This window comes from Lonepinella koalarum (genome assembly GCF_004565475.1).
Taxonomy (GTDB): Bacteria; Pseudomonadota; Gammaproteobacteria; order Enterobacterales; family Pasteurellaceae; genus Lonepinella; species Lonepinella koalarum.
On record NZ_SRHX01000004.1, the window covers coordinates 59,779 to 85,634 of the forward strand.

General features: G+C 38.1%; 27 protein-coding genes. 13 read left to right on the forward strand and 14 right to left on the reverse strand.

Annotated features, from left to right (window positions below; translation table 11 throughout):
* Window positions 1-207: 207 nt before the first annotated feature.
* The 4 genes from E0709_RS06450 (at window position 208) to E0709_RS06465 (ending at window position 3,615) form a co-directional block, all read left to right on the forward strand.
* On the forward strand, window positions 208-1,704 hold the full coding sequence (locus E0709_RS06450; protein WP_132301967.1) for a UbiD family decarboxylase: 1,497 nt from the start codon (window positions 208-210) through the stop codon (window positions 1,702-1,704).
* A gap of 73 nt (window positions 1,705-1,777) precedes the next feature.
* Window positions 1,778-2,365 (forward strand): UbiX family flavin prenyltransferase, encoded by a 588-nt coding sequence (locus tag E0709_RS06455; RefSeq protein WP_132301969.1) that lies wholly within the window; start codon window positions 1,778-1,780, stop codon window positions 2,363-2,365.
* A 32-nt stretch (window positions 2,366-2,397) separates the two neighbouring features.
* A complete protein-coding gene (locus E0709_RS06460; RefSeq protein ID WP_132302208.1) occupies window positions 2,398-3,117 on the forward strand; it encodes a DUF554 domain-containing protein in 720 nt (239 codons plus the stop codon).
* A 63-nt stretch (window positions 3,118-3,180) separates the two neighbouring features.
* On the forward strand, window positions 3,181-3,615 hold the full coding sequence (locus E0709_RS06465; RefSeq protein WP_132301971.1) for a PNPOx family protein: 435 nt from the start codon (window positions 3,181-3,183) through the stop codon (window positions 3,613-3,615).
* On the opposite strand, the gene E0709_RS06470 is transcribed toward E0709_RS06465, so the two are convergent.
* The 4 genes from E0709_RS06470 to secM all read right to left on the reverse strand — a co-directional run bounded on the left by E0709_RS06470 (window position 3,612) and on the right by secM (window position 8,068).
* On the reverse strand, window positions 3,612-4,490 hold the full coding sequence (locus E0709_RS06470) for a LysR family transcriptional regulator (RefSeq protein WP_132301973.1): 879 nt from the start codon (window positions 4,488-4,490) through the stop codon (window positions 3,612-3,614). The genes E0709_RS06465 and E0709_RS06470 overlap by 4 nt on opposite strands.
* A 32-nt stretch (window positions 4,491-4,522) precedes the next feature.
* Complete coding sequence (gene mutT / locus E0709_RS06475; protein WP_132301975.1) at window positions 4,523-4,933, reverse strand: 8-oxo-dGTP diphosphatase MutT; 411 nt, start codon at window positions 4,931-4,933, stop codon at window positions 4,523-4,525.
* A gap of 48 nt (window positions 4,934-4,981) precedes the next feature.
* Window positions 4,982-7,690: a preprotein translocase subunit SecA gene (gene secA, locus E0709_RS06480; protein WP_132301977.1), complete on the reverse strand. Its 2,709-nt coding sequence runs from the start codon at window positions 7,688-7,690 to the stop codon at window positions 4,982-4,984.
* A 75-nt stretch (window positions 7,691-7,765) separates the two neighbouring features.
* On the reverse strand, window positions 7,766-8,068 hold the full coding sequence (gene secM, locus E0709_RS06485) for a secA translation cis-regulator SecM (RefSeq protein ID WP_132301979.1): 303 nt from the start codon (window positions 8,066-8,068) through the stop codon (window positions 7,766-7,768).
* A 94-nt stretch (window positions 8,069-8,162) separates the two neighbouring features.
* On the opposite strand from secM, the gene E0709_RS06490 reads away from it, so the two are divergent.
* Window positions 8,163-8,483: a DciA family protein gene (locus E0709_RS06490; protein ID WP_132301981.1), complete on the forward strand. Its 321-nt coding sequence runs from the start codon at window positions 8,163-8,165 to the stop codon at window positions 8,481-8,483.
* A gap of 37 nt (window positions 8,484-8,520) precedes the next feature.
* Here the strand turns inward: E0709_RS06490 and E0709_RS06495 are convergent, their stop codons facing one another.
* The 6 genes from E0709_RS06495 to fadR all read right to left on the reverse strand — a co-directional run bounded on the left by E0709_RS06495 (window position 8,521) and on the right by fadR (window position 14,484).
* Entirely contained in the window at window positions 8,521-10,008 is a 1,488-nt protein-coding gene (locus E0709_RS06495) for a nicotinate phosphoribosyltransferase (protein ID WP_132301983.1), read from the reverse strand.
* 115 nt (window positions 10,009-10,123) lie between these two features.
* The gene (locus E0709_RS06500) at window positions 10,124-10,981 is read right to left on the reverse strand and encodes a Dam family site-specific DNA-(adenine-N6)-methyltransferase (RefSeq protein WP_132301985.1); all 858 of its coding nucleotides are present in this window, start codon (window positions 10,979-10,981) and stop codon (window positions 10,124-10,126) included.
* 22 nt (window positions 10,982-11,003) lie between these two features.
* Entirely contained in the window at window positions 11,004-12,092 is a 1,089-nt protein-coding gene (gene aroB / locus E0709_RS06505) for a 3-dehydroquinate synthase (protein ID WP_132301987.1), read from the reverse strand.
* A 33-nt stretch (window positions 12,093-12,125) separates the two neighbouring features.
* Window positions 12,126-12,653, reverse strand: a complete 528-nt coding sequence (gene aroK / locus E0709_RS12510; RefSeq protein ID WP_132301989.1) for a shikimate kinase AroK — start codon at window positions 12,651-12,653, stop codon at window positions 12,126-12,128.
* 198 nt (window positions 12,654-12,851) lie between these two features.
* Complete coding sequence (gene xerD, locus E0709_RS06515; RefSeq protein WP_132301991.1) at window positions 12,852-13,745, reverse strand: site-specific tyrosine recombinase XerD; 894 nt, start codon at window positions 13,743-13,745, stop codon at window positions 12,852-12,854.
* Window positions 13,746-13,758: 13 nt separating this feature from the next.
* A complete protein-coding gene (gene fadR, locus E0709_RS06520) occupies window positions 13,759-14,484 on the reverse strand; it encodes a fatty acid metabolism transcriptional regulator FadR (protein WP_132301993.1) in 726 nt (241 codons plus the stop codon).
* A gap of 149 nt (window positions 14,485-14,633) precedes the next feature.
* Between fadR and nhaB the strand changes: the two genes are divergently transcribed.
* Genes nhaB through E0709_RS06535 form a run of 3 tightly spaced genes read left to right on the forward strand, consistent with a single transcriptional unit; the run spans window position 14,634 to window position 17,534 of the window.
* The gene (gene nhaB / locus E0709_RS06525; RefSeq protein WP_132301995.1) at window positions 14,634-16,202 is read left to right on the forward strand and encodes a sodium/proton antiporter NhaB; all 1,569 of its coding nucleotides are present in this window, start codon (window positions 14,634-14,636) and stop codon (window positions 16,200-16,202) included.
* Window positions 16,203-16,218: 16 nt separating this feature from the next.
* Window positions 16,219-16,758, forward strand: a complete 540-nt coding sequence (gene dsbB, locus E0709_RS06530) for a disulfide bond formation protein DsbB (RefSeq protein ID WP_132301997.1) — start codon at window positions 16,219-16,221, stop codon at window positions 16,756-16,758.
* A 59-nt stretch (window positions 16,759-16,817) separates the two neighbouring features.
* Complete coding sequence (locus tag E0709_RS06535; protein ID WP_132301999.1) at window positions 16,818-17,534, forward strand: DUF554 domain-containing protein; 717 nt, start codon at window positions 16,818-16,820, stop codon at window positions 17,532-17,534.
* 55 nt (window positions 17,535-17,589) lie between these two features.
* Here E0709_RS06535 and E0709_RS06540 read toward each other — a convergent pair whose 3' ends face one another.
* On the reverse strand, window positions 17,590-20,196 hold the full coding sequence (locus E0709_RS06540) for a penicillin-binding protein 1A (protein ID WP_132302001.1): 2,607 nt from the start codon (window positions 20,194-20,196) through the stop codon (window positions 17,590-17,592).
* A 116-nt stretch (window positions 20,197-20,312) separates the two neighbouring features.
* Here E0709_RS06540 and E0709_RS06545 point away from each other — a divergent pair, with 116 nt between their 5' ends.
* Genes E0709_RS06545 through E0709_RS06565 form a run of 5 tightly spaced genes read left to right on the forward strand, consistent with a single transcriptional unit; the run spans window position 20,313 to window position 23,975 of the window.
* Complete coding sequence (locus tag E0709_RS06545; RefSeq protein ID WP_132302003.1) at window positions 20,313-21,128, forward strand: pilus assembly protein PilM; 816 nt, start codon at window positions 20,313-20,315, stop codon at window positions 21,126-21,128.
* A complete protein-coding gene (locus E0709_RS06550) occupies window positions 21,112-21,666 on the forward strand; it encodes a hypothetical protein (protein ID WP_132302005.1) in 555 nt (184 codons plus the stop codon). The genes E0709_RS06545 and E0709_RS06550 overlap by 17 nt, the downstream gene beginning before the upstream one ends.
* Window positions 21,644-22,183: a Z-ring associated ZapG family protein gene (locus E0709_RS06555; RefSeq protein WP_132302007.1), complete on the forward strand. Its 540-nt coding sequence runs from the start codon at window positions 21,644-21,646 to the stop codon at window positions 22,181-22,183. Before E0709_RS06550 ends, E0709_RS06555 begins: the two co-directional genes overlap by 23 nt.
* Before the next feature lies 1 nt (window position 22,184).
* Window positions 22,185-22,577: a pilus assembly protein PilP gene (locus E0709_RS06560; protein WP_132302009.1), complete on the forward strand. Its 393-nt coding sequence runs from the start codon at window positions 22,185-22,187 to the stop codon at window positions 22,575-22,577.
* 9 nt (window positions 22,578-22,586) lie between these two features.
* Window positions 22,587-23,975 carry a type IV pilus secretin PilQ gene (locus E0709_RS06565; RefSeq protein WP_132302011.1) on the forward strand — a complete coding sequence of 463 codons (1,389 nt, stop codon included), beginning with the start codon at window positions 22,587-22,589 and terminating at the stop codon, window positions 23,973-23,975.
* 38 nt (window positions 23,976-24,013) lie between these two features.
* On the opposite strand, the gene acpP is transcribed toward E0709_RS06565, so the two are convergent.
* From acpP to E0709_RS12410, 3 genes are all read right to left on the reverse strand, one after another.
* Window positions 24,014-24,244 (reverse strand): acyl carrier protein, encoded by a 231-nt coding sequence (acpP, locus tag E0709_RS06570; RefSeq protein WP_132302013.1) that lies wholly within the window; start codon window positions 24,242-24,244, stop codon window positions 24,014-24,016.
* A gap of 291 nt (window positions 24,245-24,535) precedes the next feature.
* On the reverse strand, window positions 24,536-25,633 hold the full coding sequence (locus E0709_RS06575) for an RNA-guided endonuclease InsQ/TnpB family protein (protein ID WP_245188796.1): 1,098 nt from the start codon (window positions 25,631-25,633) through the stop codon (window positions 24,536-24,538).
* Complete coding sequence (locus E0709_RS12410) at window positions 25,585-25,851, reverse strand: helix-turn-helix domain-containing protein (protein ID WP_207905239.1); 267 nt, start codon at window positions 25,849-25,851, stop codon at window positions 25,585-25,587. The genes E0709_RS06575 and E0709_RS12410 overlap by 49 nt, the downstream gene beginning before the upstream one ends.
* Window positions 25,852-25,856: the final 5 nt, after the last annotated feature.

A 25,856-nucleotide genomic window follows, 5' to 3' on the forward strand; every position in this document is an offset into this window, starting at 1 on the left:
CAAAGTGCGGTTAATTTTTAAGCTGTTTTAAATTTTGAGAAAAAATAACCGCACTATCAAGAAAAAGTTGGTAATGAGTACTTTACTTATAGAAGATCTTTTCTAAGTATTTCTTTTGGTATAGAGAAAATATCTAAACGGTATTAGCCAAATAAAATCCAGCCATTATACTTTCTTGCATATTAATTAACATAAGCGAGGAATATTATGGCTGAACAAACTAGCAAACCCAATGTATATGATTTACGTTCTGCATTAGCGTTATTAGAAACACTTCCCAATGAGTTGGTTTCAACTGATGTGGAAGTGGATCCTATTGCTGAACTTTCTGGTGTATATCGCTATGTAGGTGCAGGTGGCACAACACCACGTCCAACCAAAACCAATGGACCAGCAATGGTGTTTAACAAAGTGAAAGGCTATCCGAATATACGTGTTGCCATTGGTTTAAATGGTTCTCGTAAACGTGTAGGCGCTTTTTTAGGTTGTCCTCCTGAACGTTTAGGCTTTTTATTAAAAGAATCCGTTGAGCACGCTATTCCACCTGTCACTTTAAACTCAGATGTAAAACCTGCCTGTCAAGAAGTGGTGCATTTAGCCAGCGATCCTGATTTTGATTTACGCACGCTTTTACCAGCACCGACCAATACCATTGAAGATGCAGGTCCTTATTTTACCATGGGTTTATGCTATGCGTCTGATCCTGATACAGGTGAATCCGATATTACTATTCACCGTTTATGTGTGCAAAGTAAAGATGAATTATCGATGTGGTTAACGCCCGGTCGTCATATTGATGCATTTCGTCAAAAAGCGGAAGCTGCAGGCAAACCATTACCTATTTCTATTAGTATTGGTGTTGATCCTGCGATTGAAGTGGCAGCCTGCTTTGAACCGCCAACAACACCTTTAGGCTATGATGAATTAGCGATTGCAGGTGGATTACGTGGTAAAGCCGTTGAAATGTCCAAATGTATCACCATTAATGAACGTGCTATCGCGCATGCGGAAGTGGTGATTGAAGGTGAATTATTACCAGATGTGCGGGTGCGTGAAGACCAAAACAGCAATACAGGGAAAGCGATGCCTGAATTCCCTGGTTATACGGGAGATGCAAAACCTGCCCTACCGATTATTAAAGTAAAAGCCGTCACCACTCGGCATAATCCAATTTTGCGTACCACCGTGGGACCGGGTCAAGAGCATGTTAATATGGCAGGTATTCCAACCGAAGCCTCTATTTTAGATATGGTGGAACGTGCGATGCCGGGTCGTTTGCTTAATGTATTTGCTCACACTTCAGGTGGTGGTAAATTGTTAGCAGTCATGCAATTCAAAAAATCAGCTGCCGTGGACGAAGGTCGTCAACGTCAGGCAGGTTTACTCGCTTTCTCTGCGTTCCCTGAATTAAAGCATGTTATTGTCGTCGATGAAGATGTCGATATTTTTGATACCGATGATGTGCTATGGGCCATGCAAACCCGTTATCAAGGGGATATTGATACCATCACTATTTCAGGTGTCCGCTGTCATCCATTAGATCCATCACAATCGCCAGATTATAGCTATAAATTGTTCCAAGCTGGAACATCGTGCAAAACCATTTTTGACTGTACGGTACCATTCCATTTAAAAAACCATTTCCAACGCTGTAAATTTAAAGAAGTGGACGTAAAACGCTTTTTGCCTGATTTTGAAAGCTAAATAATCAACAGCCTAATTTTCATCAATAGGATCGGAAATTAGGCTATTTTTAATTTTACCAAAGGGAAAAATAATGAGTAAACGCCGTATTGTGATTGGAATTAGCGGAGCAAGTGGCTTTCAATATGGTTATTGTGCTTTGCAAATGTTACAAAAAATCGAAGATATTGAAACGCACTTGGTGATTTCTAAGGGCGCAGAAATGACTCGCCAGCTTGAAACTGATTATTCAGCGCAACAAATCAGTGCATTAGCGGATGTGGTACATCCCATTCAAAATCTAGGGGCAAGTATTTCTAGTGGATCTTTTAAAACCATAGGAATGCTGGTTGCGCCTTGTTCTATGCGTTCACTTGCAGCGATTGCTCATGGTATGAGCGATAACCTATTGACCAGAGCAGCAGATGTCACCTTAAAAGATCGCCGTCGTTTAGTGTTAATGGCTCGAGAAACACCGTTAAATCTCGCTCATATTGATAATATGCGTAAAGTCACCGAAATGGGAGCTATTGTTTTCCCCCCTGTACCAGCGTTTTATAACAAACCACAATCGGTTGACGATATTTTAAAACATAGCGTTGCCCGAGCCTTGGATTTATTCGATATACATATTTCGATGCCACGCTGGGGTGAACAAGGTAAAAGTGAAATGGATGAATAATCAATTAAATTCTTAAGGAGTATCTTATGACAATGCCAATTGGTCCATTTGTGAATGGCTCTGCCGTCTTATTAGGCGGTTTACTCGGTGCTTTTATGGGGGTGAAATTACCTGAACGTGTACGAGCCAGTTTAAATCCCTTATTTGGTCTAACTTCTGCTGGTTTGGGGGTGATGGCAATCCCCGGCGTAAAATACTACGCTGCAGTTGTGCTTGCCTCCGTACTTGGTTTAGCCATCGGCGAATGGTTATACCTAGAAAAAGGCATTAATAAAGGGGCGGGTAAATTACGTGGTGTGGTAGATAAAATCTTTCCTCCTGTACAAGGTTTAAGCCCCGATGAATTTGTCGAAAAATTTGTCGCTATTTTGGTTTTATTCTGTGCCAGTGGCACGGGGGTATTTGGTTCAATGAATGAGGGTATGACTGGCGATCCGTCCATTTTATACATTAAAACCATTTTAGACTTCTTTACTGCAGGTATTTTTGCGATTACATTAGGCTATGCTGTTTCAGCTATCGCTATACCGCAATTAGCCATTCAGTTGACATTATTCTTCTTGGCGACATTAATCGTACCGTTAACAACTGCCGAAATGCGCGCCGACTTTGCCGCTTGTGGCGGATTAATTATGTTAGCAACGGGGTTACGTATTATGGGAATAAAATCTTTCCCTGTGGCAAATATGTTACCGGGGTTAATTTTAGTCATGCCAATATCTCATTTATGGGCAACCTATATTGCAAATTAAATTGAATGAACGCCACTATTGACCATAATAGTGGCTTTTTTCTTGAGTAAGGATTTATTTACTATGATTCCAGTTCCCCAATCTATCATTGATTTTCTGCAAACCCATCACGTTGTGAGTTTAACGACAATGTTCAATAATGAACTGTGGGCGGCGAGCTGTTTTTATGTTTTTGATCAAAAAAACACCGCACTTTGGATTATGACAAGCCAACAAACTAAACATGGCGGAATGATGTTACAACAGCCTAAAATTGTAGGAACAATCGCCGGACAGCCCAAAATCGTACAAGATATTCAAGGTATTCAATTTACCGCACATACTCGTTTTATTGATGATCCTAATGAGTACAAAATAGCTCTTGCCCATTATGCCAAAAAACATACTATGGCAAAATTATTGCATACCGATATTTGGCATATCACATTTGATGAAATTAAATTTACCAGTAATAAATTGCTTTTTGCTCAAAAAACTTACTGGAAAAGAACAGATTAAGGTTGATAACCGTCGGCGAGAAGATCAGCTAATATAGGTGGCATTGGCGTGGTCGATAATCTCACCACACAAGGAAAGAAAAGCTGTGGATCCGGCGTAACCGGTAAAATATGACAATTTGACAAGGTTAAATTCTCCACTTCTGAAATAGGTAATAACGCGGCAGCTTTAATACCGGATTCAATCCAATCAATAGTGACAGATGGCTGTGAAACCTGCATTAATACATTAGGTTCAATACCATTCTTCCGCAATTTATCTAACAACAGCGCGGACGTTCCACGCCCTCCACTACGTTTAAGTAAGATTAATGGCAGTTTAGCTAAATCTGTTAAATGTAATTGAGCGACTGGAGAAATTAAATCATTATGTACCACGGCGACTAATGCCGTACTCGGACAAGCTATATAATCATATCCCTGCATATTTTCAGGTTTTTGCATAAATGCAATATCAATAATTTTCTGCTGTAATAAATATTCTAAATGATCAGAATCTGACACCATCACATCAATTTTTAAGTTTGATGATCTTGCCTGCCATTGTAAAATTAAGGGAGTAAAATATTCTTGAAATAAATGTGTTAACCCAATTTGTAAGCATTGTCGATTTTGCTGAGATAAGTGCAAAATATCTTGTTCCACTTGAGTGAAATGGGTCAGTAACTCCACTGCTTGCTTATATAAAAACAACCCTGTTTCTGTTGCTTGCAATTTGCCATTTTGACGGATAAATAATGGAACACCAATTTCTTCTTCTAATTCTTGCAAACGTTTTGATAAGGGTGGTTGAGAAATATGTAATATTTCTGCTGCCTTAGTGATACTCCCGCATTCTAAAATAGTACAAAAATATTTTAATCGTTTAATATCCATAATAGTTCAAATTATCGCGTGAAATAATGCTTTTAACTTACTGACCCACATTCTGCTTTCAAACGTGCGATCAATTTTCCATTGGCTGGCGGAAACAACCCCGCATCAAGTTCATTTTGTGCAACCCAAAATCCCTCTTGCCCCTCTCGCCCAAAGGGTTCACCTATCCATTCCTCCACTAAGTAAAAATAGAAATGAATAATTTTCGTTGGGTATTCAAATAAAAATTGCTCAAAAAGCACCGCACTTAGCACATGTAAACCGATTTCTTCTTCGATTTCACGTTTCAAGGCTTGTTCTGGCGTTTCGCCTTGATCCACTTTGCCACCGGGAAATTCAAGGGACTGTGCAAAATCTTGCCCCTCTAGTCGTTGAGTAAGATAAATTTGACCAAATTCATTACGAATAATGCCTGCAGCAACCTGTACTAATTTTTTCGTCATCTGATGATCCTATAAAAAAGAGTGCAGCTTACACCGCACTCTTGAAGATTACACATGTGAAGCTCGATTGCCATGACAATGTTTATATTTCTTACCCGAACCACAAGGACAAGGTTCATTACGACCGATTTTACGTTGGCTTTCCGCAAGCGCCACTTTTTCGTTCACTTCTTCCGTTGCACCATTGTATTCTCTAGCCGCTGCTTGACGTTCTGCCACTTGTTGTTGCTGTTGTTGAGCTTGCGCCACTTCTTCCGCTGAACGCACTTGTACACGACTTAAGGTTCGCACGACACTTAACTTCAAGGCTTCAAGCATATCGGTAAACATGGCAAAAGATTCTTTTTTATACTCTTGTTTTGGATCTTTTTGTGCATAACTGCGTAAATGAATACCTTGACGTAAACGATCCATCGCAGCTAAATGTTCTTTCCAAAGTTCATCAAGGGTTTGTAACATGATGCCTTTTTCAAAATTACGCATGGTGTCGATGCCTACCATTTGCTCTTTACGTTGATATTCATGCACGGCCGACTCCACCACTCTTGCACGCAGTGTGTCTTCATTAAATTGATTATCTTCTTCAAGCCATTGCTGAATCGGTAAATCCAAAGCAAAGTCTTGGCGTAAACGTGTCTCTAGCGCCGGAATATCCCATTGTTCCTCCAAAGAATGCGGCGGTACATACTGATCGATTACCGTATTAAATACATCAGAACGAATAGCAGCAATCGCTTCCGACACATCACCATTATCTAATAATTCATTACGTTGTGCATAAATAGCATGACGTTGATCATTGGCGACATCATCATATTGTAATAGGTTTTTACGACCATCAAAGTTATGTGCTTCCACTTTCGCTTGAGCCGAGGCAATCACTTTCGCTAATAATTTGGATTCCATGGCTTCGCCCGGGGTACTAAAGGCTTTTCTCATCATATTGAGCTTGCCTTCATTTAAATAAATCCGCATTAAGGCATCATCTAATGAAAGATAGAAACGAGAGGAACCGGGGTCTCCCTGACGACCAGAACGACCACGTAATTGGTTATCAATACGGCGTGATTCATGGCGTTCCGTGCCAATAATATGCAAGCCACCCGCTTGCATCACAATATCATGACGTTGTTGCCATGCCGCTTTAATTTGCTCAATTTGTTCAGGGGTTGGATTGTCAAGTTTATCCACTTCCGCTTTCCAGTTACCGCCCAGCACAATATCCGTGCCTCGACCTGCCATATTGGTGGCAATGGTCACCGTTCCCGGTGCCCCTGCGTTTGCCACAATTTCCGCTTCTTGAGCGTGGAATTTGGCGTTTAATACGCTGTGTTTAATGCCTGCTTTGGTTAAGGCGTTAGATAAAAGTTCGGATTTTTCAATGGACACCGTTCCCACTAATACCGGTTGATTACGCGCCACACAATCTTTAATGTCCTCAATAATCGCATCAAATTTATATTGTTCCGTTTCAAACATCACATCAGTGCGGTCATCTCGGATCATCGGACGATTAGTCGGGATCACCACGGTTTCCAAACCATAAATTTGTTGGAATTCAAAGGCTTCAGTATCTGCTGTACCAGTCATACCGGCTAATTTTTCGTATAAGCGGAAATAGTTCTGATAGGTAATAGAGGCAACAGTTTGATTTTCCCCTTGAATTTTCACGCCCTCTTTGGCTTCAATGGCTTGGTGTAAACCATCTGACCAACGACGTCCCGCCATGGTACGCCCTGTGTGTTCATCAACGATCACAATTTCACCGTCTTTTACCACATAATCCACATCTTTTTGGAATAAGGTATGCGCGCGTAATGCGGCATTAATATGATGTACCAAACCTAAACGTTGCGGTGAATATAGGCTATCATTTTCATCCATTAAGCCTTGTTCAATCAACCACTGCTCACATTTTTCTTGACCACGTTCGGTCATATTTACTTGTTTGTTTTTCAAATCTAACGAGTAATCACCGTCACCTTGGAAATCATCGCTATCTTCTTTCTCTTGCTCAATTAAAATAGGGGCTAATTTATTGATTGCAATATAAAGTTCAGAACTGTCTTCCGCAGGACCGGAAATAATTAACGGGGTGCGAGCTTCATCAATTAAAATGGAATCCACTTCATCGACTAAGGCATAATGCAATGGACGTTGAAAACGTTCGGCAGCGGAATGAGCTAAATTATCCCGTAAATAGTCAAAGCCTAATTCGCTGTTAGTGGCATAGGTGACATCCGCTTGATAGGCTTCACGTTTTACTTCTGGCGGTAAACCTGGCACATTAACCGCCACGGTCATACCTAAAAATTCAAATAATGGACGGTTAGTTTCTGCATCACGACGAGCTAAATAATCATTTACCGTCACCACATGAACACCTTTACCCGTCAATGCATTCAAATAACAAGGCAAGGTAGCTGTTAAGGTTTTCCCTTCCCCTGTACGCATTTCCGCAATATTACGATCAGTTAACACCATACCACCGACTAATTGTACATCAAACGGACGCATACCAAGGGTTCGTTTACAGGCTTCTCGCACCGTAGCAAAGGCTTCGGGTAATAATTGTTCTAGGGTTTCGCCTTGGCTCAAACGTTGACGAAACTCGGCAGTTTTTGAGCGCAATTCATCATCGCTTAAAGCTTCAAAAGTCGGTTCTAACGCATTGATTTTTTTAACTTGTTTATTTAAACGACGTAAAATACGATCGTTACGACTACCAAAAATTTTGGTGGCAATAGTACTTAACATAATTCTGTTTCTCTTAATAAAAAATATGGCGCCTTTGTTTATATCAAAAGCGGGGAAATAAAGATAAATCAAAATTTATGCAAACGGACTACCACGAATGGGGGCATATTCGGCAAAAACCTTTGCCATAAAGTGCGGTGTGAATTTAACAAATTTTTTTGCAATAACAGTAGGTTGTGCGGGATAAGTGAGAGATAGATTTTGCTGTTTAATTTGATAAATCGCACGCAACACTTGCTGTTGATTAGATTGATTTTGATATTCTTGCGAATACTCGTTTATGCGATCCGCTACCTGAACATCAGGTAAAGCAAAAATCGCAATCATACTGACCAGTAATTGCGACCAAAAATTGTGCTTACCCTTTGTTAAAATCATTATTCTCTGTTATCTCATAAAAAATTAGTCAAATTATACCGAAAATCCGTTAGAATGTCGTTAAATATATGGGTGATTGACGAGAAAACAAGCTATGACACAAAAACGTTATCAAAAAGTCATGAATATCAAAGATCTGTTAAATACTTCTAGTTTTGCTAAACTTATGAAAAAAGGCTTATTTATTAATGAATTGAATCATAAATTAGACAAACTTTTCCCAGTACAATGTAAAGGTTTGTATCGTATTGCTAATTGCACCGAAAACAGCCTGAATATTGAAGTCACTAATGCTATGGTGCGGCAAAATTTGTTATTCTGTCAACATGAATTGTTACAAATCGTTCAACAAGATATGCCGGAAATTACCCAATTAAAATTTAGTATCAATCCTGAGTTAAACAAAACAAACTAAAAGTGCGATATTTCACACCGCACTTTTCCCTATTTATTTACTCATCAAACATAGTATGCTGACGAATCTGATCAAAATCAGTCGCATTACATAACTTACCATTTTCAAAAATAAGCTGTAACTTATCGTCACTAAAATCACTTTCAGCTGTTAATTCGTCAATGTAATGATCTAAATTTGGTACTTTCACACGCCCTTTTTGTGATTTTTTAAGTCCGTTATCTGTTTTAGGCGCTTTGAAGATGGCTTTTTCTACGCCATTAATTGTAATAGATGTCGCTTTAACTGCAAAACCTAAGGTATCTCGGGTATTGCTTTGATAAGTACGAGACCCCACACCAAACACAATATTACTAGATGCAAAGCCTTTCTCTTGCAACCCATTGAGAATATTCACCATTTTCTCAAAGTTTACACCGTCGCCATAAATCACGCCAATATGCGGATCTAATACTTTATAGCCCTTGCTATTTACTGTACCACCGAAAATCTCCCATAGACTTTCCACTAGCCCTTTGCGTTCTACCGCGGTTTCAGCTTGTAAATTGCCACATAAAATATCCATGGCATCACCACTATCTGGGCGAATCACCACGCGAGCATGTTCAGGGCGAGCCATTATTTCATCTTTCAGAATAGGTAAATTTACGGCAATGTTATGCCAAAAATCTGTGGTATCTGCCACGATAGATAGCATATTGTTGGGAAATTTTGCCATTAAATAACGAAAAGTTGGCAATTCATCTACACCGTGGGAACTCATCACTGAATGTTCACTGGCTGGAATAGATGTCCCCACCAAATTCTGGCTGCCATAGTAATAATCCACATAGGAAATGGCTGGAATAGTATCAGTGCCTAAAAAGGCGGTTAAATGCCCCGCTCCTGATGTTTCGGCACTTTCTAGGGAACTCATGCCTCGCATAGAAAAATCATGGGATTGAAAAGCAATATGAGCATTGTTATCACAAGTTTGTTTGGCATATTGTAATAAGGTTTTACGGTAAACTCGAGCAATGGAAGCGGATGTAATCGGTTGCCATAAGGATACATTAATCAAAGTTTCCACATAATTTGTCAGCCAGAAAAAATCTTTATGGGTATTTTCAATCGTCATCATTGGTACGCGCATTGCCACGGAAAGCCCTTCGGGAATGGCTTTAATGCGTAGTGGCAAGTAACCTAAGTCGTGTAATTGTGCAATATGCTCCCCATTGGTTTTCATACCTAGAGTGCGGTGAATAAAATCAATATATTCGTTTACTACTTGCTGTTTTGGACGCGCAAAAAAATTTTCATTAAAGTAATTGATTAAATATTTAATAATAAAGGCTTGAAAACCAAAAGAAACAGCACGATCCAAATGAGGGGCTAAATGATTACTACGTGGCGTGAAAGTACTATAAATAATTTCGGCATACTCGGGATATTGTTCTCGGTGAGACACTTTATAAAAATCACACAATAGCATAGGGATGGCTGTGGCCAGTTGAGAATAAGGGACTTTAGATTGGAAATGTAACATAAAACTTTCCTTGTGTATTAGTTTAGTATGGGAAAGTTTAACAAATTTGTCTTAATTAGAAAATATATATTACAAATTTATTTTAATAAAATAATACACAGTCATTTTGTAATATTTATTTTACTTTAAAAAAAGCTATCAATTCCCCAACTTTGATCCTTTTTTCTCCTTGATGGCTAATCGAACGTTGTACTCGGATTTTGCGCAATCTCGCCCCTTTATAAATTTGGCGAGTAAATTTCGTATCATGGTTGGAAATCAATACCGGAATATTACGTTCCATTTGGGTTTGTTTAGCTAATTCGGCTAAGGTTTGTTGATGAACTAAGCCAAAATCGTTACCCGAATATTGGGTAAAGTTAGAGCTTTGCAACAATGGCGCATAAGGGGGATCACAATAGATCACGGAATTTTCATCGGCCAAAGCAAAGGTCTGTTGAAAATCACCACAAATAAACACCGCACTTTGCGCTTTCTTGGCGAAGTATCGCATTTCTTGTTCAGGGAAATAATGATTTTTATAGGCACCAAAAGGCACATTAAATTCATTGTTAGCGTTGTAACGACATAATCCGTTAAAGCCAAAACGGTTCAAATACACAAATAAGACCGAGCGTTCAATAGGATCGGTAGATTGATTAAATTCTGTACGGCGTGCGTAATAATAGCTGGCAGTGTTAGCATCGGGATGAAAAAAAATCGGTTTTAGTTTATCAATATAGCTTTCCACATCTGCTTTAATGGTATTGAACAGGTTAATCAGATCCGGATTAATATCCGCTAAAATATAGCGTTCAAATTGGCTATTTAGAAAAACGGAACCCGCACCGACAAATGGTTCTACTAGACATTGTTTGCGTTTGGGGAGCAAGCGGTTAATATCATCGGTTAGGCGATATTTTCCGCCGGCCCACTTTAGAAAGGAACGGTATTTTTTGATTACTTTGCCTGATTTTTTTGCAGGTTTTGCCATATTACTTACGAGGAAAATAACGTTAATCCGTCTGCGTACAAGCAGAAATAGCGGATAATACTAAGGATTTATCCATATCCGTAGTAACGTAGGCTTGCCCTAAGGTTTTGAGTAACACTAAACGAAGTTTACCGGCTAAGACTTTTTTATCTCGCATCATATGCGGTAAATAATCCTCCGGCTGCATGGTATCTGGGCTAATGGTCGGTAAATTGGCGCGTGCTAGTAATTTTTCTAAACGTCCCACATCGGCTTTGCTGATATTGCCTAATTGTTCTGATAATGCCGCTGCCATCATCATGCCAACTGCCACCGCTTCACCGTGTAACCAGTTGCCATAGCCTAAATGGGTTTCAATGGCATGTCCAAAAGTATGACCTAAATTTAATAAAGCACGATCACCCTTTTCCGTTTCATCTCGAGCCACCACATCCGCTTTAATTTGACAACAACGGGAAATACAATATTGTAAATCTGCTTGTTGCAGTGCGACTAAATTATCAATATGCTGTTCTAACCAGTGAAAAAATGCTAAATCTAAAATGGCGCCATATTTAATCACTTCCGCCAAACCGGCATTCACTTCCCGTTTAGGTAAACTGTTGAGTGTCAAAGTGTCTACAATCACGGTGATCGGTTGATAAAATGCCCCGATCATATTTTTACCTAACGGGTGATTAACAGCGGTTTTTCCACCAACGGAAGAATCTACTTGGGCCAGCAAAGTAGTCGGAATTTGAATAAATTTAATGCCACGTTGATAGCTTGCTGCCGCATAACCCGCCACATCACCGATAACACCTCCCCCTAAGGCAATCAATGTGGTATCACGCCCATGATTTTCTTTTAAAAGTGCAGTGAAAATCAGATCTAAAGATTGTAAGGTTTTGTATTTTTCCCCGTCTGGTAATAATACATTACTCACCTTACAACCGATGTTTTCGAGTGTTTTAGTGACCGTATCTAAATACAAAGGCGCAATGGTTTCATTGCTGACAATCATGACTTTATCGCCGGATTTTAGTGGATAAACAGACGGATCTTTGAGTAAGTTTTCACCAATATAAATAGGATAACGACGTTCTTTCAATTCAACATTGACTGTTAACATATTGCACCTTCTTAGATCCGGTTAAGGAATCATTTAATTTTGGAAATTATCAATTAAATCAATAATCTGATTCGCCATTAATTTGGCACTTTGTTCATCTGTCGGCAACACAATATCCGCCACCTCTTCGTATAATGGGTTACGTACTTTAGCTAACTCTTCTAAAACTTGGCGAACGTCATCTACGCCTTGTAATAGTGGGCGCTTTTTATCCCGTTGAGTGCGTTCATATTGCTTATCGACGGTAGTTTTTAAATAAATCACGATACCACGCGCCGATAAATGATTACGAGTGTCTTTCGACAGTACTGCACCGCCACCTGTGGAAAGTACCAGACCTTGACGTTGGGTTAATTCGCTAATAATGCGTTCTTCACGCTTACGAAACCCGGCTTCGCCTTCAATATCAAAAATCCAACCAATATCTGCCCCAGCACGTGTTTCAATTTCATTATCGGAATCAACAAATTCCATGCTGAGTTGCTGTGCCAACTGGCGACCGATAGTGCTCTTTCCTGCGCCCATAGGTCCAACTAAAAAAATATTACGTTTTTCTGCCATTGTTATTATCTTTTCATTATTATTAAAGTAAAAAATTGATCCAATATCGTAAAAATTTCTCAACGATAAAAAAAGGATCACCAAAACTGTGGAATTATCTCAATAAATGCCCTCGCTTTTCAACCTTAAATGGAAATTTATTTCATCATTTCACCGAATAGTGTCTATGGACATTTCATATTTCCCTAATGTTACTACTTATCCCCTTGGGTGAAATTTTTCATGTAAACGTTTTAACCGTTCTTTTGCCACATGGGTATAAATCTGTGTGGTGGATAAATCACTATGCCCGAGCAACATTTGTACCACGCGAAGATCCGCGCCATGATTAACTAAATGCGTGGCAAACGCATGGCGTAAAACATGCGGCGACAGGCTTTCCGTATTAATTTCTGCTAAAACCGCATAATGTTTAATCCGGTGCCAAAAGGTCTGTCGAGTCATTTGTACTGCACGTTTACTCGGAAATACTACGTCTGAACTCTGTCCATTCAGCAACATAGGGCGACCATATAACACAAATTGATTCACCCAGTAAGCAGCTTCTTCACCCATGGGAACAATACGCTCTTTGTTACCTTTCCCCATCACACGTACCACACCTTGCTGTAAACTGATGCTATCCATGGTCAGAGAAACTAATTCGGTCACGCGTAAACCGGTAGCATATAACAGTTCCAACATGGCTTTATCACGTAATTCAAGCGGTTCATCGGTACAAGGACATTCGAGTAAATTGCCTACCTGTTCTTCGCTTAAATATTTCGGTAAACGGCTGGGTAATTTAGGCGAACTTAATACCGCACTTGGGTCATCTTGGCGATATTGTTCACGATATAAATATTGAAATAATTTCCGCATCGCACTGAGTAAGCGTGCTGTACTAGTAGCTTTATAGCCTTTTTCGATACGCTCACCAAGAAATTGTTGTAAATGAATCGAATCCAACTCAATCAAACTCAAGGTGTGTTGCGATGACCAGTCCGAAAGCGTGGTAAGATCGAGACGATAAGATTGAATCGTATTATCCGACAAGCCTTTTTCTAACCAAAGTTCATTTAAAAATAATTCAATAAGTGCGGTGTCTTTCATGGGTTATTTTTAATTACAAACCAAAATCTTCGGGCAAATTCTTTAAAATATCTAACCAAATTACCGCACTTCGTTCACGATGTAATGCCATGCAAGCAGCCACTTGTTCACTGTCTTTCATCTTGCAGGCTTGTTGTAACGACATATAGAAGGTTAACGCTATTTGGCGAGACACGGGATTACAAAAAAATAAATGTGCTACTTGATGATACATTTGCTTAAAGCTGTTCAAAATTAAACCATATACTGGTTTATGTGCAATAAAAGTAAATTGACGGAATAAATAATAATCAAACTCTGCATAAGCTTGCGCATTATCTTCAAGTTCGCTTACGCTTTCGAATAATTTCAAAGAATCATCTGGATTCATTCTCACCGCTTCAGGAATATAATATTCCGCCATCTTAGTCCGTAATGATACCACATTCGCAATAATCGTTGGCATCACCCCACGATCGAGCTGAATAATTTTACTGATAATATTCGGCCCACCGGTTTCCCAAATATTATTCACTCGAGTTGGTTTGCCATGTTGAATACTCAGCCAACCTTCACGAGCTAAACGTTGTAATACTTCACGTAAAGTAGTACGAGTTACCCCGATTTTATCCGCCAATTCACGTTCCGCGGGTAAATCTGAACCGGCTGGGAAACGGTTATCCCAAATGCTTTGCACAATATATTCTTCGGCTAAAGCAGCAGGACTTTGTGCTTTTAATAATGGTTGTTGATTCGTCATATTTGGCTACTTTTATTTAATATAGATCAAAAAAACTTATAAAAAGAGTGAAGGTACTAGCAATTTTTTCATTTACAGGTAAAAATAGTAACCTATTATCGGTTTAAAGCAACAGATATGCAAAGCATATTTTTAAAGGATGTATTTATATGACGTATGTTCAAGCATTTATGAATAATTTTTTGGGTAAAAGCCCTAACTGGTATAAAGTTACTATTGTGGCATTTTTACTTATCAACCCCGTAATCTTTTGGATAAATCCTTTTGTTGCTGGTTGGTTGCTGGTGGTAGAATTCATTTTTACCTTAGCCATGGCATTAAAATGCTATCCACTCCAACCGGGCGGTATGCTGACAATTGAAGCCATCACTATCGGCATGACCAGTACAGAGCACGTTAAAGCCGAAATCATGGCAAACTTTGAAGTTATCCTGTTATTAATGTTTATGGTAGCTGGCATTTACTTCATGAAACAATTATTACTTTATGTCTTCACTAAATTATTACTTAGAATACATTCTAAGATTATTTTATCTGTTTCTTTCTGTTTAAGTGCAGCGTTTCTTTCCGCATTCTTAGATGCCTTAACGGTTATTGCGGTGATTATCAGTGTTGGCATGGGCTTCTACGGCGTATATCACAAAGTCGCATCGGGAGCATCCTATGAAGACTCCACAGATATTACCAATGACGATAAAATTAATCATCATCAACAAACTTTGGAAGATTTCCGTTCGTTCTTACGTAGCCTGTTAATGCATGCTGCCGTGGGTACCGCTTTAGGTGGGGTAATGACCATGGTGGGCGAGCCACAAAACTTAATTATTGCAGAACAATCTGGTTGGAAATTTGTAGAATTTTTCTTACGTATGGCACCAGTGACTATCCCTACTTTATGTTTAGGCATATTAACTTGCATTGTGGTTGAAAAATTCCGTTTGTTTGGCTACGGTACTAAGTTACCACGTAAAGTCTGGTCCGTATTAGCCAAATTCGATCGAAACCAAGAAATGAAAATGACATCGCAAGATAGAGTGAAATTGTGGGTGCAGGTATTTATCGGTATCTGGTTAATTATCGGTTTAGCCTTACATTTGGCTTCTGTCGGATTAATCGGATTAAGTGTCATTATTTTAACCACCTCCTATTGTGGCATAACCAACGAGCATCAAATCGGTCGTTCATTCCAAGAATCCTTACCATTTACGGCTTTATTAGTGGTCTTTTTCTCCATTGTGGCGGTGATTATCGATCAACACTTATTTGCTCCACTGATTCATTTTGTGTTAAATGCCGCGGAAAATGTGCAATTACTTTTATTTTATGTATTTAATGGATTATTATCAGCTATTTCTGATAATGTTTTCGTGGCAACGGTTTACATTAATGAGGCGAAACAAGCTTTAATAGAAAATTCGATTTCTGCACAACAATTTGAATTATTGGCTGTCGCCATTAATACGGGTACCAACTTACCATCCGTTGCCACACCAAACGGACAAGCAGCTTTCTTATTCCTGTTAACATCTTCACTTTCACCGCTAATTCGTTTATCCTATGGTAGAATGGTTTATATGGCATTACCTTACACTATTGTATTAACTCTTGTTGGACTGGTTTCAGTAGAGTATATTTTACCCGGTGCAACTCAATGGTTAATGAATGTTGGTTTAATCGGTAGTCCACATATTCCGCTAGAACCCATTATGGCTCACTAACCTATGAGGAAATTGAATGCTAAATTATATTAAAGTGCTATCAAGCAAACGAACAATCTGGTGGTTATTATTCATTTCTGCATTTTGTTTAGAATTGAGCGCACTTTATTTCCAACACGGCATGGGTTTAAATCCTTGTGTCATGTGCATTTATGAACGTGTTGCATTATTTGGCATTCTCTTTTCTGGTTTCATCGGTCTCCTTGCGCCACGATTTATCTTAATGCGTTTACTCGCTTTAGTATTGGGTCTGTGGGGTGCCATTAAAGGTTTATTGCTTTCCATAAAGCATCTTGATTACCAAATGCATCCAAATCCTTGGGATCAATGTCCAGTGACAGTGGAATTTCCCAACACGCTCCCCTTAGACCAATGGTTCCCGGCGATATTCCATCCCACCGGGCTTTGCAGTGAAATTAGTTGGACATTTTTAAGTTTCACTATGGTGCAATGGTTAGTGTTTATTTTTGCGGTTTACAGCATTATTTTTGTGATTATCTTGCTCAGTCAATTACTCGGTGGACGAGTAAAAAATCGACGTAGATTATTTCATTAACCCTCAAATCAGTAAAAGTGCGGTTAAATCTAACTGCATTTTTATTTGTAGGACAAATTATGATTATTGGACCCTATATTAACAGTGTCACTATCATTTTAGGTGGGCTAATCGGTGCCTATCTTGGTGGAAAAATTCCCGAACGTTTACGTAATAATTTAACGCTGCTGTTTGGCTTATGTTCTGTTGCCATGGGGGTCGTGATGTTATCTCGCGTTTCAAGTATGCCTGCCATGATATTTTCACTATTAATCGGCACAATTGTGGGCGAAATTCTTTCTATTGAACATCTGATTAACCGAATTTCAACCATCGCTAAGAAAATGATTGAACGGCTGTTTCCACAACAGAAAAACGAACAATCACAGGAAGCATTTCTACAAACATTTGTCGGCTTAATGATTTTATTCAGCTTTAGCGGAACCGGTATATTCGGGGCAATGCACGAAGGTTTGGTTGGTGATAGCAGTATTCTGATCATTAAATCTTCATTAGATTTCTTCACTGCAATTATTTTTGCGACCACATTAGGTATTTCAGTTTGCATCATCTGTATTCCACAAATTACCCTACAACTCATTTTAGCCTATCTCGCTGTGATTATTTTGCCGTTAATCACTCCGGAAATGAAAGCTGATTTTGGTGGTGTTGGAGGTGCTATTATGATTGCTACGGGTTTACGAATTTGTAATATCAGAATGTTTTCCGTAGCAAATATGCTGCCATCTTTATTTATTGCGATGCCGATTTCGGCACTGTGGTTACAGTTTGTTTAAACAAAGTGCGGGATAAAAAATGATTTTTTATCCCGCACTTCTCACGTATTTTTAACTAGAATAACTCTTGTCTGGTATTCGGTGCATTCACCGGCGGTAAATGACTACCGCTACCCTGTTGCGAATTAAATTGCTCTATTACCGTAGGTGGCACATAATAACCTTTTTCTTGTACAAAAGCGCGTTTCGGTTCGGTACCTTCAATAAAATATTCGGTTTTTCCCCCACTTGTAGAAAGCAACCCTGAACCAGTATCAATCTGTTTTTCGACGATATTTGGCGGTATTACATTCTCGCGTTCTGGAATATCTTGCAAGCTGGTCTTCATATAAGCAATCCAAGCTGGCATGGCACTACTCGCCCCAGCTTCACCACGACCGAGATTACGTTTATTATCATCAAAACCAATATACACCGCAGTAGTAATATTCGCCCCAAATCCAGCATACCAAGCTACTTTAGAATTGTTGGTAGTCCCTGTTTTTCCGCCAATATCTTGACGTTTAATTTCATTCGCCATACGCCAACTAGTGCCTTTCCAGCCTAATCCTTTTTCACCAAAAATCGCACTATTTAATGCACTACGAATCAAAAAAGCCAGTTCACCACTAATTACACGTGGAGCATATTGCACTTGTGAACCTTGGGTTTTACTTTCTGTCATCACACTGATTTCATCATCTTTTAATTGACCGTCTTTGCCGGCTAATTCTGGGTTCTCTTCTTCTGCCACATCCGCATATTCTGGCTCCACATTCACCACATTATTCTGAGCTAATGCCCCATTTTCTAGCGTCTTAGCATTTTCTTGGAAACCATCAATTTTCTCATTGGTGGCGCCATAAATTACGGGAATATCATCACAACTTAGACAAGCAATTTTGGGATTCGCCACAAAAATTTCTTTACCGGTATTATCTAACACTTTTTCCACCAAATAAGGATCAATTAAGAAACCACCATTATCAAATACGGCATACGCTCTTGCCATATCTAATGGGGTGAAAGATGCAGCTCCTAACGCAAGAGATTCACTAGCGAAATATTGTTCTCGCTTAAAACCAAATCGCTCTAAGAAGTCAGCGGTAAAAGGTACACCAGCCATTTGAATAGTTCGAATGGCTATCATATTTTTCGATTGTCCTAACCCCACGCGTAATCGCATTGGTCCATCATAACGATTCGGTGAATTTTTTGGTCGCCATTCCTTTTGACCCGCTTTTTTAATCACAATCGGACTATCCTGCAACACACTAGATAGGGTCAAGCCTTTTTCTAACCCTGCCGCATAAATAAACGGTTTAATGGTTGAGCCAACTTGAACTAAAGATTGCGTAGCGCGATTAAACTTACTTTGTTCAAAACTAAAACCACCCACAATAGCTTCAATCGCTCCATTATCACTATTTAATGCCACCAACGCAGAATTCACTTCTGGAATTTGTCCTAAAATCCAGTCACCGTTATCTCGTTTACGCACCCAAATTTGTTCCCCTGTTTTTGGCGCTTTGCTCCCCGCCCAACTCATGGCAGAATTTGCTAACGTGATATTATCACCAGAACTGAGTAATAATTTAGCCCCCGTCTTATCAGTAGAAAGTATCGCAGCGGGTACAAAAGGTTCTGAGTTTGGCAATTTACGCAATTCATCAATGATTTTCTCTGAATCCCATGCTGTATCACCTTTTTTCCATAACGTTACAGCACCACGGTAACCATGCCTCATATCATAGGCAATTACATTATCACGCACCGCTTTTTGAGCTTGATATTGATCCTGAGATAACACCGTAGTATAAACTTTATAGCCCCGATTATAAGAAATATCTTCACCATAACGTCTGACCATTTCTTGACGCACCATTTCAGTGACATAATCGGCACGAAAATCCAATTTCACGCCGTGGTATCTGGCCACAACAGGCTCTTGCATTGCACTATTATATTCTTGTTGAGTAATAAATTTAGTCTCTAACATCCGCCCTAACACGATATTACGACGATCCGTCGCGCGTTTTAAAGAATATAAAGGGTTCATCGTGGATGGCGCTTTTGGTAAACCAGCGATAACCGCCATTTCAGATAATGATAATTCATCCAAACTTTTACCAAAATAAGTTTTAGCTGCTGCTGCCACACCATAGGAACGATAGCCAAGATAAATCTTATTTAAATACAGTTCTAAAATTTCATCCTTGGTTAAAGCATTTTCGATTTCAATGGCTAATACCGCTTCTTTCGCTTTACGAATCAAGGTTTTTTCAGGGGTTAAAAAGAAATTACGGGCTAACTGTTGAGTGATGGTACTCGCCCCTTGTGATGCGCCACCGTTACTAATGGCAACTGATACTGCTCGAGCAATCCCCATTGGATCCACCCCATGATGTTCATAAAAACGGCTATCTTCTGTGGCAATAAAGGCATTGATGAGTTGTTTGGGTACATCCGCTAACTTCACCGGAATACGGCGTTGCTCTCCGACTTCACCGATTAATTTACCATCTGCAGTATAAATTTGCATCGGCTGTTGTAATTCCACCGTCTTTAAACTTTCTACATCTGGTAATCCTGATTTAATATGCATGTAGCCCAAACCCACCAGAACACAACCTAATATCACTATAGTGAGTAAGGTGCTTAATATTAATTTTGTGATCTTCATTCCAAAATTTACTCTTAATTAATGCGTTAATCCATTTTATTCATAATACTCTACTCCGATAGTATAAAGATTAACACTCCTAAGCGAAAGTAAAAATAGATATAAAAGGAAAACAAATGGGAAAATTAATCAAAAAAAATACCACTATTCAAGTAGGAATCTGGATAACCAAGCAATATTTCGAATTGGTTTGGTTTGCTCAAGATAAAATGACGGAAAATACACCGCACTTTTGCCGCGTTAATATTGATACACCTAATAGCATTCAAGCAACACTTGTCGAACACATGTCAAACCATATAAATATCCAACGACCGTTAGAAATCAAATGGGTTACCGCGATGTTACCCCATAAAGTATGGTCAAAAAGTATTATCCTACCCCATCATTTGAATGAAAACGAATGCGATCATCAATGCCGTTATATCTTAGAAAATGAGCTACCCATTGCCCTAGATGAACTCTGGTTTGATTATATGACAACACCATTAAAACAGGGTTTACGTCTGGATATTTTTGCAGTTCGTAAAGCGGTTGGTCAGACTCGGTTAATTCAATTTCTTCCGTTAAATATTAAGACATTAGATACCGCGGTACATTGCTTATATCGTGCTTTTGGTTACTTATTCAAGACAACCCCATCAAGCAATGACTTATTTATCTACCAAGATCAACAATCTACCATTTTATTCCGCCAAACACCGCAAGAGTGGCAAATTTTATCATCTCCCAACCAAACAAACTTAACCGAATTATATCAACAATTTGTGCAACGTTATGAACAGAATATTGATAATATTTTATTATATTGTGAAACGAATAATATTCAGTTTCATCAGCCATATCAACAGGTCACATCAGATATACCACTCATTCCGTTAGGTGCGGCACTTTGGCAAAAAGACTGGCAACAAAATGAAAACCGCACTTAATTTATTACCTTGGCGGCTTGAACAACACCAACAACATAGCCGTCAAGGATTATGGCAACTTGGTCTATTTATCGGCTTGATATTTTTTACCTATCTCGGTTTAGCACAATACGAACCATATTATCAACAGCAATATATGGAACAATTACAGCAAAAACAACACGTTGAATTACAACTAAATCAAGTTGAACAGAAAATAACGCAATTTCAACAACGGTTACAGCATAACGGCAAACAAAGTGCGGTGGAAATTTCTGCCGATTTGGTGGAAACCTTATTTCAGTTACTGACTACCTTACCACTTGAACAAGGCGAATTGACTCACTTACAGTTTTCTGATCGTCAATTTACCTTGCAAGGTTTCACACAGAATCAGACAGAATTTGAGCAACTTCATCAATTTTTTAAACAATATCCACCAATCAATAAATTAAAACTGTCACAATTTGCACCGCAGTCTGATGGTCGCTTGCAATTTGAATTTCAGTTGCAATTCGTTAATATGGAGAATCCAAATGCACTGGACGATACTGAATAATCCCGATAATCTATGGGGGAAATGGCTTAAACTTTCTCATCGTAAGCATATTATCAGTTTTATCTTATTGGGGATCGTTATCTTATATTCCCCAGTATTTCAAGGCTTATCACATTATTATTTATTCCGCCAAAGCGAACAACAAACTATCCGTCTTCAACAAGATCTTGAGCATAAACAACAACTATTACAAAGCCTTAAACAAGCATTGGAACAGCACTTACTCACTCCTGAATTAGCCAATAACTTACCGCCGATTAATCAGTCTGTGCAGCAATTATCCGGCAAATTACAAATCATAAATCACCAATGGATTTTTAACCAAAAACCACAATTAACTTTACATATCCAAGGTTATTTTAGCGATCTTCATCATTTTATTACTGTACTGTTAGGCCAACATTCTATATTACATTTAGTCTCACTCCAAATTCATCAAGCAGAAGATACAGATTATTCCATTGAAAGCGATGTCATTTTTCAATTAAATCTCACTCAAAATAACACGGATAAATAATATGTTAACAAAAATTCTTAGCCTAATCATGTTGTTATGTTGCGCCTTTGCGATAGCGCAACAAAATGATCCTTTTGATAAAAACCAGCGTGGACAATCGACAGAATCTGCCAATAATTTACCGAAAATTCAAACCACTCAATGTAACGAAAAACAAGCAAATATCATGCCTAACAGTCCATTTAACCAACTCAAGATAGTCGGTATTTTGCTATTTAAAGATAAAAAACAAATTTTACTACAAAATAAAGAAGGTGAAATTGATAGTGCTAAAGAACATGATTTAGTGGGAATGGAAAGTTATTCGTTACAATGCATAACAAAAACCGATGTCGAATTTTTAACTTGGCGAGCGGATTGTTCAGCCGGCAACATTATCAATGTGAAATTATAGGAACAAGCCATGAATTTATTAACGTTTATCTTAAAGTGCGGTGTCTTTTTTTGTTTTTTTGCTGCTTATAGCTATGCTGAATCAGATCATGCCACTTTTTCTATTCGCTTAAAACAGGCGCCATTAGTTACCACGTTACAACAGCTTGCGTTAGAACAAAATGCAAATTTAATCATTAATGATGAATTAACTGGAACATTATCATTACAATTAGAAAACACTACGCTTGATCAGCTTTTTCAAGCCGTCGCAAAAATTAAAAATCTGTCGTTGCTCAAAGAAAAAGGAATCTATTATTTGACTCAAGAGAGTATTCCACAAGACAATGCGTTAAACAATTTACCGATAATGGCTGAATTTGATTCTGTACCTACAATACAACCATTACATACCACCACGCTAAAATTGCATTTCGCCAAAGCCTCCGAAGTGATGAAATCTTTAACCACTGGGAATGGATCTTTATTATCAGGGGAAGGTAGCATTAGCTTTGATGATCGCAGTAATGTATTAATCGTGAAAGACAATGCTCTGTCGATTAAAAATATTCGTAAGCTGGTCAAAGAGTTGGACAAACCAATAGAACAAATTGCGATTGAAGCGCGCATTGTTACCATTACAGATGAAAGTTTACAAGAATTAGGGGTTCGTTGGGGATTATTCGATCCGACAAGCAGTTCCCATAAAGTGGCAGGAAGCCTTGCTGCCAATGGGTTTAATAATATCACTGATAATTTAAATGTGAATTTCGGCGCAGTCAATACCCCTGCTGGTTCGTTGGCATTACAAGTGGCCAAAATTAATGGTCGATTATTAGACCTAGAATTAACCGCACTTGAGCGAGAAAATAACGTCAAAATTATTGCTAGCCCCAAATTACTTACCACTAACAAAAAATCAGCGAGTATTAAACAAGGTACTGAAATCCCTTATGTATCGACCAACGAAAAAAGCGGTTCGCAAAATGTAGAATTTCGTGAAGCCGTATTAGGCTTAGAGGTAACACCCCATATTTCACAAGATAATGCCATTTTGTTGGATCTTATTGTCAGCCAAAATTCCCCAGGAGCTTCGGTACAATCCGGCGAGGGAGAAGTAATCACCATTGATAAACAAGAAATTAACACGCAAGTTTTTGCCAAAGACGGTGAAACTATTGTATTAGGTGGGGTATTTCAAGATACATTAAGTAAAGGAGTCGATAAAGTCCCCGTATTAGGTGATATTCCTGTGATCAAACATCTATTCCGTAAACAAAATGATAAACACCAAAAACGCGAATTAGTGATTTTTGTGACACCACATATTTTAAAACAAGGACAATCTCTTCAAGATGTTCAGAAAAACCGTCAGAAAGACAACAAAATTACTGAAAACAACGCAAAGTTAATTGAATAGAAAAAATTTAGGCGGTTATTAAAACCGCCTAAAAGAAATTATTGATTGTTTTGAACGTAATCAATCGCAGATTGAACAGTGGTAATTTTCTCAGCTTCTTCATCAGGAATTTCAATATCAAATTCTTCTTCTAAAGCCATTACTAATTCAACGGTATCTAAAGAATCTGCCCCTAAATCTTCAATAAATGAAGCTTCTGGTTTTGCCTCTTCTTCCTTAACACCTAATTGTTCAACAATGATTTTTTTTACGCGTTCTTCAATGCTCATTTTTGTTTCCTATTGTAATTTACCTAAATGGTGAGAGTTGTTAGTTTATGGATTTTTACAAAACTTGCAAGTGTTTTATTACAGGTCAAACCGCAAAAACCCTATACAATTAGGCTAATTCTACCATTAAGAAAAGAGTTTGGCTAGCTAAAACCCATAAGACTTCTGTTATTTTTACAAATGATGAAAATTAGACAATGCACCTATTTATATATGAAAATGTTTGCTTATATATAAAATATTATTTCCGTTCTTACAAACCTACAAAATCCTATAAATAACTACAAAAAGCTATAAATGGGATTTTTGTTGTATTCCTACTTCAATCTTGCTGGTTACAATCCGATTTATTGCTAAATCGGATTGCATTGCCGTCAAGTCCATAGGCGTAAATTCGGGCAGAACTTGCCCTATTTGTTTTTCAATTAAGCGTAGTAAATTTATTGAAGCATTATAATCACGATCTATTTTTGCTCCACAATCTTCACAACAATAAATTCGTTCACTTAACTTTAATTCTTTTTTAATTGAACCACATTGACTACAAGTTTTTGAACTTGGATAAAATCTATCTGCAAAAATAATCTGTTTCCCATTATATTTTGCTTTGTATTCAAGCTGTCTTCTAAATTCGTAGAAACTTACATCAGCAATAGATTTCGCTAATTTATGATTTTTCATCATTCCTTTTACATTTAAATCTTCTAAACAGATATAATCTGCCTGTTTAATGATTGACGAACTCAGTTTATGTAAAAAATCATTGCGAACATTTGCTATTCGCCGATGTAATTTGGCTAATTTTAAACTTGCTTTTAAATAATTCGCCGACTTTTTCGTTTTTTCACCTTTGGTTTTTGGGTGTTGTTTTTTACTTAATTGTCTGCTTTTGGTTTTAAGTTTACGTGCAAGTTTAGCTAATGGCTTAGGTGATTTTATTTCTAAACCATTAGATAAACTTACAAAAGATTTTAATCCCACATCAATCCCTAAGCCTAATTTTGTTTTAGGCTGTGGCTGATAATTTTCTTCAGCAATGGATACACTAAATGATGCATAATATTTATCGCCATTTTGGCTAATGGTTACACTATTGATTTTCCCAGAAAATCTTAATCTTTCGCTTAATTTTACATAACCAAGATTAGGCACTTTTAGATATTGAGCGTTACATTCAGTGATGATTTTCTTGTATTTTTTAGAATTTTTGTTGGTATCAGACAACACAATTTGATCGCCACCAATATAGTAGCTCCCAGCATTATCACGTTTTTTCTTAAACTGTGGATAGCTCACTTTTCCTTGTTTTAGGTCTCGGAAAAATTTTTGAAAAGCTAAATTCAAATTAAGGAAAGGTTGTTGCGTGGCATATTTACTGACTTCATACACAAAAGGAAATTGAATTTTTTTATCGCATTAAATTCTTTCTTTAAATCTAAATGTGTTTTTTTAATGCCTTGTTTGTAATATTCTTGCCATTTGGCTAATCCCCAATTATAGGCAAGACGAGAACAACCAAACGCTTTTCTAAAATGCGTTTTAGCTTTCTTATTCGGATAAATCTCAATCTTATGAGAAAGACTGACAATGTTATTATTCTCCGACATTTTCA

What these genes read in the sequence shown, in the direction of transcription:
- E0709_RS06450 (WP_132301967.1), top strand. Translation starts at nt 208, where the DNA reads ATGGCTGAACAAACTAGCAAACCCAATGTATATGATTTACGTTCTGCA.
- E0709_RS06455 (WP_132301969.1), top strand. Translation starts at nt 1,778, where the DNA reads ATGAGTAAACGCCGTATTGTGATTGGAATTAGCGGAGCAAGTGGCTTT.
- E0709_RS06460 (WP_132302208.1), top strand. Translation starts at nt 2,398, where the DNA reads ATGCCAATTGGTCCATTTGTGAATGGCTCTGCCGTCTTATTAGGCGGT.
- E0709_RS06465 (WP_132301971.1), top strand. Translation starts at nt 3,181, where the DNA reads ATGATTCCAGTTCCCCAATCTATCATTGATTTTCTGCAAACCCATCAC.
- E0709_RS06470 (WP_132301973.1), bottom strand. Translation starts at nt 4,490, where the DNA reads ATGGATATTAAACGATTAAAATATTTTTGTACTATTTTAGAATGCGGG.
- mutT (WP_132301975.1), bottom strand. Translation starts at nt 4,933, where the DNA reads ATGACGAAAAAATTAGTACAGGTTGCTGCAGGCATTATTCGTAATGAA.
- secA (WP_132301977.1), bottom strand. Translation starts at nt 7,690, where the DNA reads ATGTTAAGTACTATTGCCACCAAAATTTTTGGTAGTCGTAACGATCGT.
- secM (WP_132301979.1), bottom strand. Translation starts at nt 8,068, where the DNA reads ATGATTTTAACAAAGGGTAAGCACAATTTTTGGTCGCAATTACTGGTC.
- E0709_RS06490 (WP_132301981.1), top strand. Translation starts at nt 8,163, where the DNA reads ATGACACAAAAACGTTATCAAAAAGTCATGAATATCAAAGATCTGTTA.
- E0709_RS06495 (WP_132301983.1), bottom strand. Translation starts at nt 10,008, where the DNA reads ATGTTACATTTCCAATCTAAAGTCCCTTATTCTCAACTGGCCACAGCC.
- E0709_RS06500 (WP_132301985.1), bottom strand. Translation starts at nt 10,981, where the DNA reads ATGGCAAAACCTGCAAAAAAATCAGGCAAAGTAATCAAAAAATACCGT.
- aroB (WP_132301987.1), bottom strand. Translation starts at nt 12,092, where the DNA reads ATGTTAACAGTCAATGTTGAATTGAAAGAACGTCGTTATCCTATTTAT.
- aroK (WP_132301989.1), bottom strand. Translation starts at nt 12,653, where the DNA reads ATGGCAGAAAAACGTAATATTTTTTTAGTTGGACCTATGGGCGCAGGA.
- xerD (WP_132301991.1), bottom strand. Translation starts at nt 13,745, where the DNA reads ATGAAAGACACCGCACTTATTGAATTATTTTTAAATGAACTTTGGTTA.
- fadR (WP_132301993.1), bottom strand. Translation starts at nt 14,484, where the DNA reads ATGACGAATCAACAACCATTATTAAAAGCACAAAGTCCTGCTGCTTTA.
- nhaB (WP_132301995.1), top strand. Translation starts at nt 14,634, where the DNA reads ATGACGTATGTTCAAGCATTTATGAATAATTTTTTGGGTAAAAGCCCT.
- dsbB (WP_132301997.1), top strand. Translation starts at nt 16,219, where the DNA reads ATGCTAAATTATATTAAAGTGCTATCAAGCAAACGAACAATCTGGTGG.
- E0709_RS06535 (WP_132301999.1), top strand. Translation starts at nt 16,818, where the DNA reads ATGATTATTGGACCCTATATTAACAGTGTCACTATCATTTTAGGTGGG.
- E0709_RS06540 (WP_132302001.1), bottom strand. Translation starts at nt 20,196, where the DNA reads ATGAAGATCACAAAATTAATATTAAGCACCTTACTCACTATAGTGATA.
- E0709_RS06545 (WP_132302003.1), top strand. Translation starts at nt 20,313, where the DNA reads ATGGGAAAATTAATCAAAAAAAATACCACTATTCAAGTAGGAATCTGG.
- E0709_RS06550 (WP_132302005.1), top strand. Translation starts at nt 21,112, where the DNA reads ATGAAAACCGCACTTAATTTATTACCTTGGCGGCTTGAACAACACCAA.
- E0709_RS06555 (WP_132302007.1), top strand. Translation starts at nt 21,644, where the DNA reads ATGCACTGGACGATACTGAATAATCCCGATAATCTATGGGGGAAATGG.
- E0709_RS06560 (WP_132302009.1), top strand. Translation starts at nt 22,185, where the DNA reads ATGTTAACAAAAATTCTTAGCCTAATCATGTTGTTATGTTGCGCCTTT.
- E0709_RS06565 (WP_132302011.1), top strand. Translation starts at nt 22,587, where the DNA reads ATGAATTTATTAACGTTTATCTTAAAGTGCGGTGTCTTTTTTTGTTTT.
- acpP (WP_132302013.1), bottom strand. Translation starts at nt 24,244, where the DNA reads ATGAGCATTGAAGAACGCGTAAAAAAAATCATTGTTGAACAATTAGGT.
- E0709_RS12410 (WP_207905239.1), bottom strand. Translation starts at nt 25,851, where the DNA reads ATGTCGGAGAATAATAACATTGTCAGTCTTTCTCATAAGATTGAGATT.